The organism is Sphingorhabdus sp. (assembly GCF_046154385.1).
In the GTDB taxonomy this organism is placed as follows: domain Bacteria; phylum Pseudomonadota; class Alphaproteobacteria; order Sphingomonadales; family Sphingomonadaceae; genus Sphingorhabdus_B.
The window spans coordinates 65,440-82,659 of the sequence record NZ_JBJXFW010000052.1 but is presented as its reverse complement, the minus strand read 5'-3'; the positions used below and the strand labels follow the sequence as shown (position 1 = coordinate 82,659).

Genomic DNA, 17,220 nt, shown 5'->3' with positions numbered 1-17,220 from the left:
GGCATCGGAAAGCGACTGCATCATTTGGGCGCTGTCGGCCATGACGCCTTTGGTGGTGAATATGGGAGCCATTGCATCAAGCGCCTGATTGGCCGCCCACCAGTTAGTAGCAACCGAAGCAATCCAGTGGTCGGTTCGGACCACATTGATTAACCCACGAATTTTTGACGCGGCCTTGCTGTTGGCTGATTTCAAGCGGCTGTTGCCTATCGGTCCTGCCCTGACCGAAGCATAGAGCATATCTGGTAGTCGTATATCGCCTGCAAAGCTGGCGCTGCCATCCACCTTTGCGGACAGGTCGAGGCGTGGTGCATCGCGGCCTGACAGATGGTTGCGCGGGCTCGGGCGCAAAGGGATCGGATCGGGCGGTGTTAGTTCGGCAGCCTCAATCACAAGATCTGCAAACGCGAGCCGCTTCTTGCCAAAGACAACAAAACCCTTGTCGGTCTCGCACTGCTCCCAGTCGGTGTCCCAGCGCGCCGCGGCTGCTTGGCACAGTAAAACCCGCGCGATTGCCCCTGCTTCCCTGCACGGTTGTTCGAACTGGCGGATGGAGGATGAGCCGCCGGTAATCACGAAATTGCCACGCCGCGCCTGTTCGGTAACCATGCCCTCGGTTGCGATACCAATATTTTGCGGATTGAGCGATTCGGGCCAGAAAGCGGGCGCCCATTCGCGGGCGAGCAACTCATTTGCAAATAGTGGGCTAGCAGAAACGGGCTGTACCGCCACCGAGCGCCAGTCTGCACCCAATTCGCCCGCAACGATTTGCGCCAGCGCGGTGTAGACGCCTTGTCCAGATTCAGATTGCGAAATGGCGATAATGACTTTGCCGTCCTCGGCAATCTTTAGCCAGGGCCCGAACAGATGCTCGCCTTCCGCAACGCGCAAATTGGGTTGGTACCTGCGCGGCCAAAGGCTCCATGCCACGAGAAGACCTACGCCTAGCCCGCCACCTACCAGCAGTTTCCGACGCGAGATTTCGATTCTTTCCTTTGAATCCGCCCTCATGCAGCGGCTTTCTGGCGGTCGATCCAGTCCGAGACCTTGTCGGCAATAGCCGCATACGCCTTGGCAATGGGTCCGTCGCCCAGCGCAGGTGGCTCGCCCGCATCGCTCGCGGTACGGATTGCCATGTCGAGCGGGATTCGACCCAGAAAGTCGATCCCGAGCTCCTTCGCTGCCGCTTCTGCACCACCTAAACCGAAGGGCTCGCTCATTTCGCCGCAATGCGGGCAAAGATAGCCGGCCATATTCTCGACAAGACCTATAATGGGCACTTTCGCGGTATCAAAAAAGCTGATTGCGCGCGCAGCATCGATCAGCGCCAGATCCTGCGGCGTCGAGATGATGACCGCACCGATGGGCTTGTGTTTCTGGATCATCGACAACTGAATGTCGCCCGTCCCCGGCGGCAAATCGACGATGATGTCGCGCACGTTCCCCCAATGCGCATCTATCAACTGCGACAGCGCATTGCCCGCCATCGGGCCACGCCATGCCACTGCCTGACCCGGCTTCACTAGCTGGCCCATGGACAGGAACGGTACATTGCCAGCACCACGCACTGGAAACATTTTTTTGTCGGCGGCTTCGGGCTTGGAATCTTCCGCACCCAACAGGCGCGTTTGCGAGGGGCCGTAAATATCTGCGTCGACTAGCCCAACCGCCCGTCCGGCGCGTGCCATCGCTACCGCCATGTTGGTCGAGAGCGTGGATTTGCCAACACCCCCTTTACCGCTGGCTATTGCGATCAGGCGCGGCGCGATGCGCTCTGCGGTCATCATCACCCGCACGGACTGCGCACCCGCAGCAGCCAACGCCGCTTTCAGTTCGGCGTCTATTTCCTCACGCTCGGCGGCGGTCATACCCGCAACATCGAGCATAAGAGACACCGCGCTGTCGGCCGCTTTGACGCCGCTGGCGCGTGCGCCCGCGACACGTCCAATTATATCAAGATATGCGTCAAATTCGGTCATCTCCGCCCGAATAGAATCGTAATTGCGGGATTGACACTGTTTTTCTGAAAAACCGTTCCTATAAAGACAATATGAGCAAAAAAATCGACACACAGGGCAGCAGTATTTTGGCAGTTGATGGCAAGGGACCTTGGGATTCGCCCGCGTCGGGCGATACCGGTAAAGGTGGCAAGGCTGATGGTTCGGGATCGGGCGATAACGGCTCAAAACCGGAGCCTTCCAATCCCTGGGACCCGGTTCCTATTCGCGGCGGACAAACCGGTCGCCAACGTGGCCCTTCGCTTGAGGATTTGCTGCGCCGCGCCAGTAGCGGCAAAAATGGCGGATTTAGTGGATTGCCCCCGCGCAGCGACGGAAAAAGCTGGTGGCCGATAATCATTGGTGTGTTTGTCGCGTTGTGGCTGGTTTGGAGCAGTGTCCACCGGATTGGTCCGGAACAAGAAGGCGTGGTAACGCAATTGGGCCGATATGCGCGGACCGTGCCACCCGGCATCCAGTTCACCTTTCCTGCGCCGATTGAGACGATTCAAAAAGTCGATACCAAACAGATTCAGACAACCGCCGTCGGATCGCCAAAGGCAAGTAGTGAAAATCTGGTTCTGTCAAAAGACCAGAGCATTATAGACATGGCCTATGATGTGCGTTGGTCGATCAAAGAACCGGAACTTTACCTGTTCCAGCTTGAAAACGCGGATGCAACTGTCAAGGAAGTCGCGGAAAGCGCAATGCGTGCAGCGGTTGCCAATTATGACCTGACCCAAGCCATCGGGCCAGGCCGTGGTGCCATCGAGCTTGAGGTTCGCAGGCGGATGCAACAGGTGCTTGACGAATATCGCTCGGGCGTTTTGGTGCAGAGCATTTCGATCCGGCAATCGGACCCCCCGGCAGAAGTCAATGACGCGTTCCGAGAAGTGAACGCGGCGCAGCAAAGACGCGAAAGCTATATGAACGATGCGCGCGCTTATGCCAGCCGTGTGACCGAGTTGGCGATTGGTGAAACAACCGAATTCGATAAAATATATGTCCAATATCGTGAAGCGCCCGAAGTCACCAAAAGACGGCTTTATTACGAAACGATGGAGCAGGTATTGGGCAAGGTCGACAAGACCATAGTCGAAACCGGCGGGGTCACCCCATATCTGCCGCTGCCTGAGTTCCAAAAAAAGGCGGCGCCTAAAAATGAAACCGTGACCGTGACGGGGAAAAAGTAATGCGAAATCCTCTATATCTGGGCCTTGCTGCTCTGGCTGCGCTGATTTTACTTAGCATGTCGATCACAATCGTACCCGAAACCCAACAAGCCATCATCAGCAGCTACGGCAAGGTTGATCGCGTTGTGAACCCGTATCGCAAAGGTGAGGTTTTTGGCAAAACACGGGCCGGACTGACATTCCGGATACCGTTGGTTGAACAGATCCAATTGATCGACAAGCGGGTGCTCAGCGTTGAAATGGAGCAACAAGAAGTATTGTCGACCGACCAGCTCCGGCTGCAAGTCGATGCCTTCGCCCGTTTCCGCGTAACCAAACCAGACCAGATGTATCGTACTATCCGCACCGAAGACCGGCTGCGTGACCAGTTGCGTACTATTTTGGGTTCCTCGTTACGCAACGAGCTTGGCAAGCGAACATTTGCAACTTTGCTGAGCGCTGAACGCGGTGAGGTCATGGAGAATATCCAGACCGCACTCAATCGTGAAGCCAGCAAATATGGCGCAGAAGTTATCGACGTGCGGATCAAACGTGCCGATTTGCCAGCGGCAACATTGCAATCGGCCTATAACCGGATGCGGTCGGCCCGAAACCAGGAAGCAATTGCCATCGACGCAGAAGGCCAGAAAGAAGCACAGATTATCCGTGCCGAGGCCGAAGCAGAGGCCGCGCGCATATACGCTATCAGCTATGGCAAGGACCCGGAATTCTACGATTTCTATCGTGCGATGCAAAGTTACCGCCAGACATTCCAGAATGGCGAAGGTTCGACCAATATCATTTTGTCTCCGCAAAATGCGTATTTGGAAAAGTTCCGCAACGGTCGTTAGTCGAACGGCAAACGACATTCGCCGGTTGGTCCGGCACCCATTCAATTGGCGTTAAGCTTAGCCACGCCAACGGATGGCAAGTTTTCGGGCATTGTGCCCCTGTTAGATAGACGAGAGGAATGAAACCCGTGCGTTACGCTTATGCAGCTACCACAGCTCTTTTACTCACTGGCAGTGCCTTTGCACTGGTCAACGGATCACCGGTCACGGCGCAAAACGCCTTGCCCGTTTCAGCGCAAGCCAATCTCGCTCCAGCCGGTGCTCCAGCCAGCTTTGCGGACCTGGTCGTGCAACTGCAACCGGCAGTCGTCAATATTTCGACCAAGCAAAAAGTTCAGGTCGCGACCAGCTTTAACCCATTCACCGGCGAACGGCGACCGGTAACCCAGGAACAGGCAAGCGGCGGGTCCGGTTTCCTGATTTCAGCCGATGGCTATATTGTTACGAACAACCATGTTGTTGCAGGCGGGCCGGCCGGTGATGCCGTTGACAAGGTCACGGTTACTTTGTTCGACGGCAAAGAATATACCGCCGACATCGTAGGCCGCGATCCGCAATCGGACATAGCCTTGCTCAAGATCAAAGCAAATAATCTTCCATTTGTGGCAATGGCAGATTCCACCAAAAGCCGAGTCGGGGACTGGGTTATTGCAATCGGTAACCCACTTGGACTCAGCAGCTCTGTAACCGCGGGTATCATTTCGGCATTGCAACGGAATATCGGTGCCGGCGGCGCATATGATCGCTTCATCCAGACCGACACCGCCATCAATCCCGGCAATTCCGGCGGACCTCTCTTCAATTTGAAGGGCGAAGTAATTGGTATCAACAATCGCCTCATTTCCCCAATCGGTGCCAATATCGGGGTTGGCTTTGCTATTCCCGCAGAAGAAGCCGCGCCTGTGATCGAATCATTGAAAAAGGGCGTTCGACCCGAGCGTGGCTATTTGGGAATCAGCATCACTCCTGTCGGAGAAGATCTGGCCGATGCGCTTGGTCTTGAAAAAAACCGTGGTGAATTTGTGGCGCGCGTCGTCGCGGGTGAAGGCGGTGAAAAAGCCGGACTGAAAGAAGGCGACATCGTCCTGAAAGTCGACGGTCGCGAAGTGTCGCCCGAAGCAACATTGTCCTACATTGTCGCCAACATCAAGCCAGGCACCCGCATCCCGCTGGACATCTTGCGCGAAGGCAAACCGATGCGACTGACCGCAACCGTCGGCACCCGTCCGCCGGAAGAGAAATTGGCGCAAAGCAATTTCAATCCGGAAGAAAACAAGGATTTTGACAAGGATACCGATAGCCCGGATGCCAAGGTAATCCGCGACGCCATCGGCCTGAGTGTCATTCCTCTCGATCCCGAAATTGCGCGACAATTGGGCATGGGTAGCGACACCAAAGGTGTCGTTATCGATATTGCAGGCCAAGGCAACGGTGCCCAGGCTGGTTTGCGTCGCGGCGACGTGATCGTGTCGGCAACCTATCAACCGGTTGCAACCCCGGCCGCTCTTGCCGCTGCCATTCGCACAGCAAAGGCCGCCGGGCGCAGCGCAATCCTTCTTGGTGTCAAGCGCCGGGGCGGAACGACGCAATATGCTACGGTCCGTATCGAGGAATAATCCTTACTTGTTCATCACCGCCAGCGGGTGTTAGTCAGCTTCCATGAACCTGACAGACACCCCTTGGCGTGATGATGCCGAAGCCATCCTTTCCGATCTCGTCGAACTGCGACGGGCTATTCATGCAGAGCCTGAACTTGGCCTGCAAAATCCCAAAACGCTCGCCAAAATAAAGGCTGCGCTCGCAGGCTTGCCGCTGGAACTGCGCGAAGGGCCGTCGACGACGGGCTTGATCGCGACGTTGAAAGGTCCGGCGAATGGCCGCACGGTTCTGCTGCGTGGCGATATGGATGCCTTGCCACTCCATGAAGATACCGGGCTGGAATATAGCTCTAAAACCGACGGTGCAATGCACGCCTGCGGGCATGACACCCATGTCGCCATGTTGGTAGGTGCGGCCAAGATGCTATGTGCGCGGCGCGATGAACTTGCGGGAACAGTGCAATTCATGTTCCAACCGGGCGAGGAAGGTCATCACGGCGCGCGCTTCATGCTGGATGACGGTCTGATCGATCCCATGCCCGACGCGGCCTTTGCCCTGCATATCATGCCCAACGCCCCGCGCGGCGTCTTTACCGGCAGGGCGGGGCCCTTGCTGGCGTCTTCCGACGTGTTGAGTATCACGGTCAAGGGCGCAGGTGGCCATGCCTCCATGCCGCACGATGCTACAGACCCGATACCTGTGGCCTGCGAAATAGTGTCCGCGATCCAGACGATGGTGACCCGCAATGTGTCCGTTTTCGACCCAGCCGTTGTGACCATTGCCAAGATCTCGGCGGGAACGACCAACAATATCATTCCCGAAACCGCGCATATGCTGGGCACGATCCGGACCCTGTCACCCCGTCAGCGGGCGCAAGTGGCCGAAAATTTACACCGGCTCGCCCCGAACATTGCAGCCGCCCACGGGTGCACGGCCGAAGTGCATATCGAGCCCGGATTTCCCGTTACCTTATGCGATGCGCGCGCGGTCCAGTTCGGCAAATCGGTCATTGAAGATATGTTCGGCGAAGAAAGCTGGATCACACTCGACACGCCCATTATGGGCGCCGAAGATTTCGCCTATGTCCTCGAAAAAGTCCCCGGGGCGATGTTCTTCCTGGGCGCCAGCCACGAAGGCGACGACTGGCGTTCGTGCTGCGGACTTCACTCCAACCGCATGGTCCTCGACGACAGCGTAATGGCCCGCGGCGCAGCGTTACATGCGGCGATCGCGGAGCGGTTTTTGACGAACGGGTTTGAATAGTTTTTATCACGCAAAGACGCATGAAGCGTTGCTTCGTGTCTTCGTGTGAGACTATTTTTCAGCCGCCGCCTCGACACCGCGCATCACCCGCAAGGTGTTGCCCTGTGCAATTTTCGCAAGATCGGCCTTCGAATAACCCCGCCGCACCAACTCGGCAAAAAGCGCCGGATAGGTGGATACATTTTCCAGTCCCATCGGAAGCTCGTCCACGCCGCCAAAGTCGCCGCCAATTCCGATATGATCGATACCCGCAACCTTGCGGATATGGTCAATATGGTCGGCAACCTGCGCCAGTGTCGCCTTGGGCTGGGGATGCGCGGCGATCCATGCATCTACCTTAGCTCTTTCTCCCGCCGGATTTCCGGTGAACTCCAATTTGGCACGGCCCGCAATTGCGGCGCGATCATATTCCCATTGGCGGCGTTCCGGCGATGTAAAGCCGGGAACAAAGGTAACCATCACCACCCCGCCATTACGCGGCAAACGTTTCAGCACGGAATCCGGTACGTTGCGTGGATGCGGGGTCACCGACCGGGCGTTACTATGTGTAAACAAAACGGGGGCTTTGCCCTTGTCGAGCACATCATGCATTGTGGCTTCCGACACATGGCTCAGGTCGACGATCATACCGAGACGGTTCATCTCGGCAATCACTGCAAAGCCGAAGGGCGAAAGGCCATCATGTTTGGGCATGTCCGTGGCGCTGTCGGCCCATTCGGTCGTCAGACTGTGCGTGACGGTCATATAACGTGCGCCGAGGGCATGCATCTGACGCAATATCTCTAGCGAATTTCCGATAGAATGCCCGCCTTCCATGCCAATCAGCGATGCAATTTTACCCTTTTTCATCGCCGCTTCGGCCGAAGCTGCGGTGTCTGCAAACGCAAAGGCATCGGGATAGCGTGCGATCATCTGGCGCACGACGTCTATTTGTTCCATAGTCCGCGTTACCGCCTCATGCTTGGGTAAAGCGGCGTCGACATAGACTGACCAGAATTGCCCGCCTAAAAATCCGGCCCGCGATGTGGGTATGTCCGTGTGTGTTTTGGCCAGCGTATCGGGTGCCAGACCTCTCAGGTCAAACTTAGAAAAGTCCCGGCCGAACACTTCCGCAATCTGGTGCGGGGTGTCGTTATGGCCATCGATGATCGGGGTTTTTGAAAGGACCTCCCGTGCTGTTTCTTCTGGTGTCGCCGCGATCACAGGTGCGGAACCCAGAAGGAGCGCCGGCAAAAGCAATCCCCGAAGAAAACTGAGACCACTCGCCGCATATACGCCTTTTTGACCGGACATCACATCGCTCCCTTTTTGCTCTGGTCGGCTGGCCCGAATCTTTGCCAGCTCAGGGCACCAATACAGTATCGACAGCTTCCATTGCCAATTCCGGATAGTCGAGTGTATAGTGCAAGCCCCGACTTTCGGTACGCGCCAATGCCGACCTTATTATAAGGTCGGCAACTTCGACCAAATTGCGTAATTCGATCAGATCGGGGGTAACCCGGAAATGGCTGTAATAATCGGCGACCTCGCGACGCAACAGATCGATCCGGTGCTGCGCGCGTTCTAGTCGCTTGGTGGTGCGGACAATGCCGACGAAGTTCCACATGAATTGGCGAATCTCCCGCCAGCATTGGGCAATCACGACCTCTTCATCGCTATCGGTAACGCGGCTTTCATCCCACGGACGTACCTTCGGAGGTTTCGGAAAGCGCGCCCAATTGGCGTCAATATGGGCCGCACATGCGTCACCAAAAACAAAACATTCAAGCAGGGAATTGGAAGCCAACCGGTTGGCACCGTGCAACCCCGACTGGGTAACCTCGCCTGCGGCATACAGACCCGGGGCATCTGTCCGGCCGTCGAGATCGACGAGCACGCCGCCGCATGTATAATGCTGGGCGGGAACAACCGGAATGGGATCGCGCGTGATGTCGATGCCCAAACCCATCAGCTTTTCATAGATATTCGGGAAATGCTCTTTCACAAATTCCGGTGGCCTGTGGCTTATATCCAGATGCACAAAGTCCAGACCATCGCGCTTGATCTCGGCGTCATTGGCGCGGGCGACGATATCGCGGGGGGCAAGTTCAGCGCGTTCGTCATAGTCGGGCATATAGCGATGCCCGGTCTTCGGATTTTTTAATATCCCGCCCTCTCCGCGCACAGCTTCGGTAATCAGGAAATTCTTGACCTCCAGATTATAGAGGCATGTGGGATGAAATTGCATGAATTCCATGTTGGAAATGCGGCAGCCCGCACGCCAGGCCATCGCAATGCCGTCGCCGGTCGCTCCCCGAGGTGCAGTGGAATATAGATATGTACGTCCTGCCCCCCCACAGGCCAATATTGTCGCGCGCGACGTAAAGGTTTCCACTTTCCCCGTCTTGCGGTTCAACGCATAGACACCGTGAATACGACCGGATGTGGAAAATCGTTGTTGATGCCGTCCCAAAATCAAATCAATTGCGACCCTGTCGGGCACCAGCGTTATGTTGGGATTGGATTTGGCAGCCGCCTCCAACGCCTGTTGCACCGCCCAACCTGTTGCGTCATCGACATGAACGATCCGGCGATGGCTATGCCCGCCTTCCCTGGTCAAATGCCGGTCATTGCCTTCCAGGTTGAACGGAACGCCGAGCTTTGCGAGCCTCTCGATCGCTTCTGGTGCATTTTCGACAACAAATTCGACTGTAGCACGGTTGTTCAGCCCGCCACCTGCAACCATCGTATCCTCGATATGGCTTTCAAACGTGTCGCCCGGTTCCAAAACCGCCGCAATGCCGCCTTGCGCCCACGCCGTTGCCCCATCGGATAGGGCGCCTTTGGCCAAAACGACAACCTTATACTTTTGGGCAAGCTGCAACGCCGCGGTCAAACCAGCCGCGCCCGATCCAATGATGAGTACATCGGCCTCCATCAACGTCGCCCCTTCATTCGAGAACTCATGAACCTGCGGTTTGAAAACATGGGTTGCTCCAATCGACTCACCCTCCCCTAACCCCTCCCGCAAGCGGGAGGGGGACTATTCGTTCAAGCCCAGCCAACTCTAACTCCCCTCCTGCTTGCGGGAGGGGTCGGGGGAGGGTGATGTGGTTAGGCGCAGGAACACATCTTCAAGGTCCGCCTCCTTCGTCGTCACATCAATTATGCCAAGGCCAAGGCCTTGCATGGCAGCGAGCACTTCGCCTGCGTTCATCCGGTCTTTGTTGTAGGTGATTTCAACCGTCCGGTCACCCAACAGCTCCGACTTTTCAAAGGCCGCATGCTTCGGGGGTTCAGTTACATCGCGGTCGAGAGTCAGAACAACTGCCTTTTCTCGCGCCATGCCGACCAGTTCTTTGGTTGGTTTATTGGCGATCAACTTGCCGTGATTGATAATCGCTATCCGGTCGCACAGCTGCTCTGCCTCTTCCAGATAATGTGTTGTCAAAACGACCGTTACGCCTTCGCGGTTCAGTTCGACGACATAATCCCATAACTGTTGGCGCAGTTCGATATCGACCCCTGCCGTCGGTTCATCAAGCACGATGACCGGCGGTGAGTGCACCATGGCTTTGGCAACCAATAAACGTCGCTTCATACCGCCGGACAATGTGCGCGCATATGCATCGGCTTTGTCCTCCAACCGAACAGCGCGAAGCAATTCCATGGTTTTACGCTTCGCCTTTGGCACGCCATATAATCCTGCCTGCAATTCCAGCGCTTCTTTTGGCGTAAAAAAGGGATCGAACATGATTTCCTGAGGCACGATCCCGATAGACGCCTTCGCATTGCGGGGATTGGCATCAATGTCAAAGCCCCAGATCGACGCCGTTCCCGACGATTTCATCACGAGCCCTGCCAATATGTTGATGAGCGAGGACTTTCCTGCTCCATTTGGGCCAAGCAACCCGAAAATAGATCCCTGCGCGACATCAAAACTGACATCATCCAACGCCTGTTTGCCACCTGCATATTTTTTGGAGAGGTTCTGGATAGTTATAGCTTTATCGGACATGCCCCTGCGATAGCGAAGCGACGTCCCGGGTGCAATGATGGGAAGCATGGTTTACCGTTCATTCACCCTTTTCGAACACCAAATGCGCATTCCTTCGGGATAATGAGGTCATGTGGACAGTGGGGCTTTTCATAAATCAAAGTGGGCATTCGCCTTTGGCTGCGCTTTATTTTACGCGCAGGGCGCTGTTGCCTTGCCGGGAGACACGCAGACACAAATCGTCAATCCCGGTCTGGTAACCAATACATCGCGCCTTGATTTCGGCTCGGTCATCACCGGATCCGTGCAAAGCCGGTTACGCATACCGCCAACCAGCGATACCATCATCGTATCTGCGGGCAATGCGATCCCCGTTGGCGGATCGGTATCCCGCGCCCAGTTTAATGTCGTGGCCGCACCGCTTACCTTGGTCCTTATAAACCTGCCCAGCAATATCCAGCTGGTCCGTGTTTCAGGCAGCGAACAGATGCTACTTGACCAGTTCCAGCAAAACGGAACGCCACTTCGGTTCATGGGTCCAACCGGGCAATTGTCGTTCTTTGTCGGTGGCCGGTTGCGTGTCGGACCATCGCAGGCGGCTGGTTTGTATCAGGGTGATTTCACGGTTACGGTCAATTTCCTATAAAAATGCGATTTTTAGAATATCTTTACAGTTCGCAGTCTATTCCACCGAACATGTGTGGGGCAGAAAATAAATTTCCAGTAAAGCTGGCCAAGTTGGTTGCTGCGGTTTTTGCAGTCAGCGGGATGACGCCGGCTTTTGCCGAAACCGAACCAGCCAACGCTGAAATTACGGTCGTCCGGCCTCTTTCTTTTGTCATCGATAACAATTTGGATTTTGGTTCGCTCATTCCAGGAACAGTTGCGGGCACCGTTGTCATGGCGCCAACAGGCGCGCGTACCACGAACAACGGTATTGTACTTGTCGGTGGCGGCCAAAGCACGGCCACATTTTCGGGGCAAGGCACCCTTAACCAGCGTGTCGATATTTCGCTGGGCGCAAACAGCATTCTGATTACCGGGCCTGGTGCACCAATGCGGGTGCGGACTTTTGTGATCGGCAGCACACCAACCGCAGTTCTAACCACGGCACCCCTGCGTTTTCGGATTGCCGCGGCCAACGGAATTTTTACATTTCCAGTCGGCGCGACGCTGGAAGTAGGTGCCAATCAAGCCGCCGGTAAATATACCGGCAACTGGTCAATCACCCTCAATTATTTCTGAACCGTTGCAGCCGTAACGCGCTTTTGCTAAGCGCCGCCGATGAGCAATTTTCAGCCCGAAACCATCCGCGTCCGTGAAGCCCGTATTGCATGCGATGGCAGCGGTGATATCCCCGCAGCATTAGGGCATCCCCGCGTCTGGTTACAGATAGACGACAAAGGCTATGCCGATTGCGGCTATTGCGATAGGCGATATGTGCTCGTTGGTGGACCTGCGGATAACGGAAAAGGTTAAACGAGTAATTCCGCGGCGGGTCCTTGCCCCAAAAAATTCGCAGGGCTCGCGCTCGCACCATAAGCGCCTGCACAGAAAATCGCGACCAGATCACCTGCATCTGCGCGCGGTAAATGGGCGCTGTCGGACAATTTATCCAACGGCGTGCACAGGCATCCGACAATCGTCGCAACTTCTTCGGGTTCTGCAGCGACACGTGTTGCGACAGCAACGGGATAATTGCGGCGGATAACGGTGCCAAAATTCCCGCTGGCGGCCAACTGGTGATGCAAACCGCCATCGGTGACCAGAAACAGTTCCCCGTGACTGATCTTGCGATCAACGATCCGGGTCAGATAAACTCCGGCTTCTCCGACCATATATCGGCCAAGTTCAATGCAGAAATGCGTATCGGCAAGGCTGCTTGGCAAACGGCTAAAGCGCGCTTCCAAAGCCATACCAACAGCGCCGATATCAACCGGTGTATCGCCGGGGAAATACGGAATGCCAAAACCGCCACCCAGATTGACTTTTGTTGGGGACATGCCGATCGCGTCAGTAAGCTCCACGACCAAATCCAGCGTTTGCGCCTGCATCGCGATAATCGCGTCCGCGGACAATGCCTGACTGCCGGCGTAGATATGAAAACCTTGCCATTGCGCGCCTGCATTTGTGATGTGCTTTACCAATGCGGGTACGCGTTCAGCGTCAACGCCAAAAGGCTTGGCACCGCCCCCCATTTTCATGCCCGATCCCTTCAGATCAAAGCTAGGGTTTACGCGAACGGCAAGCTTCGGCGTTGTGGCGAGCCTTGCGCCAATAGTTAACGCGCGCGCAACTTCGCCTTCACTTTCACAATTAAGGGTGACGCCCAAGGTGATCGCCCGTTCCAGATCGCGGTCGCGTTTGCCCGGGCCGGCGAAACTGATTTTGTCCGGGTTGGCACCGGCATCGAGCGCCATTTCAAGCTCCCCGCCCGACGCCACGTCGAAGCCGTCTACCAAAGCATGCATTAACGCCAGCAATGGCGGGAAAGGATTGGCTTTCATGGCATAATGCAATGCCAGTCGCCGAGGCATGGCCGCCCTCAGTTCTTCTACGCGTTGCCGCAAATGGGCCGACGAATAGACAAAAAGCGGGGTGTCACCGGCCTTTTCGACCAAAGCAGACGCGGAAACCCCGCCAATTGCGAGCTCGCCGTCTGCCATGCCGTAGCCAGCGGGAATAGGTCCGGTTGCCTTCATGCGCCGCATCTTAAGCCGCTCGGGTAAAGGTTTCGATAATCAAGCCACGGAATATCGGCGAAAATATAGCCGTGGAATTGTAACTTATACCCTTATAATCTGCACGGGAGAGACCGGGGCGAGTCTCGTGGATAGAATTGGAAATGGTCACAAAACTCGGGAAGATTATTCAAACGGGAGAAAATATATGGCAAAATTTGCGACTAAAATATGTGCGAATGCGACCGCTATCGCACTGATATTCAATGCCGTTCCAACTTATGCGAAAACACCATCTTCACTCTCGGACCTTGTCGGCGCGCGCGCTGCCGGTGGGGAAGAGCAGATGGAGTCGCGCGGCTACTACAACACCAGCACCACGACGCGCGATGACCGGAAATGGACTTATTGGTGGAACAGTTCAAAAAAGGAATGTGTCAGCGTAGCGACATATGACGGCCGGTACGAATCGGTAAACACCGCATCGGCATCGGATTGCGGCCAAAAATCTGGCAGCGGAGACAAAACGGCCGCGGTTGCTATCGGGGCGGCCGCTTTGATCGGCGTTTTGGCGCTTGCCCATAAATCCGACCACCATGACGACCGCAACCATTATGACGATTCAAATCGCGAGGCGCAATATGAGCGTGGCTATCGCGACGGACTATATAATCATTCCTACCACAATTATGATCGATCCGATGCCTATTCGAGCGGATTTGAACAGGGTGTGCGCCAACGTGGACACGAAACGCCTTATCGCCCCGGCTATGGCAATGGCGGCGGATATAGAGGCAATGTGTATGTCAACGACCTGGTAGGTCAGTCCAAGGGTTCGGCCAATTCTTCGCTGATCCAACGCGGCTTTGTGGTTAAGGGCAGCGACCAGACCGAATATGAAGGACGCTACACAACCTGGTGGCGCGCTGCTTCGGAGCAATGCATTACGGTGAACACACGAAATGGCTTCGTAGATGCGGTGCAAAGCACACGGCCTCGCAACTGTCGTTAAAAATGTGCTCTGCCGAATCCCTATCCGGATTCGGCAGGGAGCTTAGATGATTGCCATGCGTTGACCGACGGGGTGAAGACCTGCAGCCAAAATATTTCTGTCCAATTTGCCATTAGCATTTTTAGGAAACATATCCAGCCACACCACTTCGGCCGGTTGCATGAAATTCGGCAGCGTCGCTTTCAAATGTGCCTTTAGCCGGTCATCATCTCCATCGCCCCGCACGAAAAGAACAATCGCTGCGCCGAGCCGGTCGTCCTTGCGACCAAGCGCGCAAGCTTCGGCGACCAATCCGCTTTCGACCGCAGCTTCTTCAATTTCGGTCGGCGACACGCGGTTCCCACTTGTCTTGATCATCGCATCGTCGCGCCCGATAAAATAGAGCAAGCCGTCACCGTCCCGCCGGACAGTATCGCCTGACCAGACCGCCATGCCGCCATAATTCGAAAAAGCAGGTGCAGGCTTGAACCGTTCGGCAGTTCGCGCATCATCTTGCCAGTAACCCATGGCGACCAGCGGCCCGGCATGGACCAGTTCACCCGCTTGATCCGGCCCGGCTTCGGTGCCGTCCGGTGCCACAACCATGATTTCTGCATAAGGAATGGCGCGACCCATGCTGGTCGGACAATTATCGATCAAGGCAGGATCCAGATAGGTGGAGCGGAAGGCTTCGGTTAATCCGTACATCGCGAAAATGTCACATGTTCTGCCAAAAATGCTGCGCAGCATTTTTACAAGGCTGGGCGTCAATGCGCCGCCGGAATTCGTCAAGCGGCGCATATTTTGCGTGGCTTCGGCGGGCCAAACCTGCTCGAGCAATTGCACCCACAAGGGAGGTACCGCCGCGAGTGTTGTGATATTGTGCCTCGCGCACGCCTTTATAACATCGCGCGCGGTCAAATAATCGAGCGGCACGACGCAGCCGCCCGCGCGCCATGTTGAAAGCAACTGGTTCTGGCCGTAATCAAAGCTTAAGGGCAGGACCGCAAGCGTTGTGTCGTCAGACGAAAGCTTCAAATATTGAGCTACACTATCGGCGCCAAGTGCCAAATTGGCGTGTGAAAGCATGACACCTTTGGGATGGCCCGTTGAACCGCTTGTGTACAATATGGCCGCCAATGTGTCGGGATCGGTATCGACAGATAGCGGTGGCATTATCGGAGACGCGCCATCGTCAATTATGGCTTGGACCGCTTTTTCATCGACCAGATATGGCGAAACAGAAGACGCCCCTAAAGTTGCGGCGCGCGCGGAATTGGTCACCAGCAAACGCGCCCCACTGTTGGCCATGATGTGCAAGACTTGCGCTGCTTTCAAAAGCGGATTGACCGGAACATGAATTAACCCGGCGCGGACCGACGCAAGGGGCATCAGGCAGGCAATCTCACTTTTGCCAAGCCATGTTGCAACCCGATCCCCCGCCGATACATCCCGCGTGACCAGCCAGGCAGCCAGGCGACCGATACGGAGATTTAACTCCTTATAGCTATAGACCTTGTCACGGATGACGAGCGCAGGCGCATCGGCTTGCCCGAACAGGGGCAGATGGTCGAGCGGGAAAGTTGGCAAGTCGATCATCGCGGAGTCAAATTCGATTGGAGTTTAGTGGGCATGTCAGGGGTAACATATTTGCCGGTAAAAGGTGAATATCACGATAATTTTCTGACCGCACAGGCGGCTGCGGCGGGTGGCATGGATCGGGAGCGGCAGGCTTGCCTATTCGACCGGCTGGACTGGCTTGATCCGCTGCACCGTATTGCGCTGCGCGATAAAGCGCCGCTTTTGTTGAGGGCGCAATTTGGCGAAGCCGAAGCCTGGTTACCCTTGATGCGGCAGGCAAGCCGCCATCACGTTTCGCTTGCCAATTGGTATAATTTTACATGGCGCCCAATTTACAGCAGCATTCAAAGCGAAGAAAAGCGCCTGTCATTGTTGCGACAACTGGCCGATACCGCACGCCAGCGCACCCGCCGCCTGACCTTGGCTCCGGTCCCGGACGAAGATGGATCCGCCAGCGAGATTGCAGCAGCATTCAAAGACGCAGGCTGGGTCGTGGATGTAACCGCATGCGACGAGAACCACTATTTGCGTGTTCATGGCCGGACATTCGAACAATATTGGGATAGCCGACCCGGGCAATTGAAAAACACCGTAAAGCGCAAGGCCAAGAAAAATATCGTTTCGATCCAAATCGAAACCGAATTTTCGGAAACAGGCTGGCTCGCATATGAACAGATTTATGCGCGAAGCTGGAAACCGCATGAGGGCAGTCCTGAATTTCTAAAACAGTTGGCGCGAAACGAGAGTGGTTCCGGCACATTGCGCCTCGGGCTTGCCTATATTGACGGCAAACCGGTCGCTGCCCAATTCTGGACTGTGGAAAATGGTATCGCCTTGATCCATAAGCTTGCCCATGATGAGAGATATCTTGACGCTTCACCCGGCACACTGCTTTCGACTGCCTTGTTCCGACATGTCATCGACATCGATAAAGTGGACGAAATTGATTTTGGTACCGGCAGCGACGCTTATAAGCGCGACTGGATGGATGCTGTTCGCCCGCGCTTCAGGCTCGACATGTTCTGGCCCAAATATGTCGCCAATTGGCCATTGATTGCCCGCCTGCATTTGCGCCAAATGCGCCGCAAAGCCGCATAAAATGGAGAATA

16 protein-coding genes are annotated in these 17,220 nt (G+C 55.7%); 9 read left to right on the top strand and 7 right to left on the bottom strand.

The annotated features are described in order from the left end of the window. Both ACKVOS_RS11920 and ACKVOS_RS11915 read right to left on the bottom strand, forming a co-directional pair. On the bottom strand, positions 1-1,011 hold a 1,011-nt coding region (locus ACKVOS_RS11920), incomplete at its 3' end, for a molybdopterin cofactor-binding domain-containing protein (protein ID WP_409212219.1). Then, positions 1,008-1,979, bottom strand: coding sequence for an Mrp/NBP35 family ATP-binding protein (locus tag ACKVOS_RS11915; RefSeq protein WP_409212218.1), 972 nt, complete (start codon positions 1,977-1,979; stop codon positions 1,008-1,010). The genes ACKVOS_RS11915 and ACKVOS_RS11920, both read right to left, overlap by 4 nt. Before the next feature lie 71 nt (positions 1,980-2,050). Here ACKVOS_RS11915 and hflK point away from each other — a divergent pair, with 71 nt between their 5' ends. The 4 genes from hflK (at position 2,051) to ACKVOS_RS11895 (ending at position 6,882) form a co-directional block, all read left to right on the top strand. Then, the gene (gene hflK, locus ACKVOS_RS11910; RefSeq protein WP_409212217.1) at positions 2,051-3,190 is read left to right on the top strand and encodes a protease modulator HflK; all 1,140 of its coding nucleotides are present in this window, start codon (positions 2,051-2,053) and stop codon (positions 3,188-3,190) included. Next, positions 3,190-4,020, top strand: a complete 831-nt coding sequence (gene hflC / locus ACKVOS_RS11905) for a protease modulator HflC (RefSeq protein WP_409212216.1) — start codon at positions 3,190-3,192, stop codon at positions 4,018-4,020. Before hflK ends, hflC begins: the two co-directional genes overlap by 1 nt. Before the next feature lie 128 nt (positions 4,021-4,148). Continuing rightward, positions 4,149-5,636, top strand: coding sequence for a trypsin-like peptidase domain-containing protein (locus ACKVOS_RS11900; protein ID WP_409212215.1), 1,488 nt, complete (start codon positions 4,149-4,151; stop codon positions 5,634-5,636). Between the two features lie 43 nt (positions 5,637-5,679). Continuing rightward, complete coding sequence (locus ACKVOS_RS11895) at positions 5,680-6,882, top strand: M20 family metallopeptidase (protein ID WP_409212214.1); 1,203 nt, start codon at positions 5,680-5,682, stop codon at positions 6,880-6,882. 51 nt (positions 6,883-6,933) lie between these two features. Here the strand turns inward: ACKVOS_RS11895 and ACKVOS_RS11890 are convergent, their stop codons facing one another. The 3 genes from ACKVOS_RS11890 to ACKVOS_RS11880 form a co-directional block, all read right to left on the bottom strand. Beyond that, entirely contained in the window at positions 6,934-8,175 is a 1,242-nt protein-coding gene (locus ACKVOS_RS11890) for a dipeptidase (protein ID WP_409212213.1), read from the bottom strand. Between the two features lie 49 nt (positions 8,176-8,224). Further along, positions 8,225-9,862: an L-aspartate oxidase gene (gene nadB / locus ACKVOS_RS11885; protein ID WP_409212222.1), complete on the bottom strand. Its 1,638-nt coding sequence runs from the start codon at positions 9,860-9,862 to the stop codon at positions 8,225-8,227. Positions 9,863-9,928: 66 nt separating this feature from the next. After that, positions 9,929-10,879 carry an ABC transporter ATP-binding protein gene (locus ACKVOS_RS11880; RefSeq protein ID WP_409212212.1) on the bottom strand — a complete coding sequence of 317 codons (951 nt, stop codon included), beginning with the start codon at positions 10,877-10,879 and terminating at the stop codon, positions 9,929-9,931. 112 nt (positions 10,880-10,991) lie between these two features. On the opposite strand from ACKVOS_RS11880, the gene ACKVOS_RS11875 reads away from it, so the two are divergent. The 3 genes from ACKVOS_RS11875 to ACKVOS_RS11865 all read left to right on the top strand — a co-directional run bounded on the left by ACKVOS_RS11875 (position 10,992) and on the right by ACKVOS_RS11865 (position 12,337). Continuing rightward, positions 10,992-11,504, top strand: coding sequence for a DUF4402 domain-containing protein (locus ACKVOS_RS11875; RefSeq protein WP_409212211.1), 513 nt, complete (start codon positions 10,992-10,994; stop codon positions 11,502-11,504). 122 nt (positions 11,505-11,626) lie between these two features. After that, positions 11,627-12,103 (top strand): DUF4402 domain-containing protein, encoded by a 477-nt coding sequence (locus ACKVOS_RS11870; RefSeq protein ID WP_409212210.1) that lies wholly within the window; start codon positions 11,627-11,629, stop codon positions 12,101-12,103. 39 nt (positions 12,104-12,142) lie between these two features. Continuing rightward, positions 12,143-12,337: a zinc-finger domain-containing protein gene (locus ACKVOS_RS11865; protein WP_409212209.1), complete on the top strand. Its 195-nt coding sequence runs from the start codon at positions 12,143-12,145 to the stop codon at positions 12,335-12,337. Here ACKVOS_RS11865 and ACKVOS_RS11860 read toward each other — a convergent pair. Further along, complete coding sequence (locus ACKVOS_RS11860; RefSeq protein WP_409212221.1) at positions 12,334-13,560, bottom strand: pyridoxal-dependent decarboxylase, exosortase A system-associated; 1,227 nt, start codon at positions 13,558-13,560, stop codon at positions 12,334-12,336. The genes ACKVOS_RS11865 and ACKVOS_RS11860 overlap by 4 nt on opposite strands. Positions 13,561-13,747: 187 nt before the next feature. On the opposite strand from ACKVOS_RS11860, the gene ACKVOS_RS11855 reads away from it, so the two are divergent. Beyond that, positions 13,748-14,551, top strand: a complete 804-nt coding sequence (locus ACKVOS_RS11855; RefSeq protein ID WP_409212208.1) for a hypothetical protein — start codon at positions 13,748-13,750, stop codon at positions 14,549-14,551. Between the two features lie 42 nt (positions 14,552-14,593). Here the strand turns inward: ACKVOS_RS11855 and ACKVOS_RS11850 are convergent, their stop codons facing one another. Then, positions 14,594-16,129, bottom strand: coding sequence for an acyl-CoA ligase (AMP-forming), exosortase A system-associated (locus ACKVOS_RS11850; protein ID WP_409212207.1), 1,536 nt, complete (start codon positions 16,127-16,129; stop codon positions 14,594-14,596). Between the two features lie 33 nt (positions 16,130-16,162). Here ACKVOS_RS11850 and ACKVOS_RS11845 point away from each other — a divergent pair, with 33 nt between their 5' ends. After that, the gene (locus ACKVOS_RS11845; protein WP_409212206.1) at positions 16,163-17,209 is read left to right on the top strand and encodes a GNAT family N-acetyltransferase; all 1,047 of its coding nucleotides are present in this window, start codon (positions 16,163-16,165) and stop codon (positions 17,207-17,209) included. Positions 17,210-17,220 lie beyond the last annotated feature (11 nt).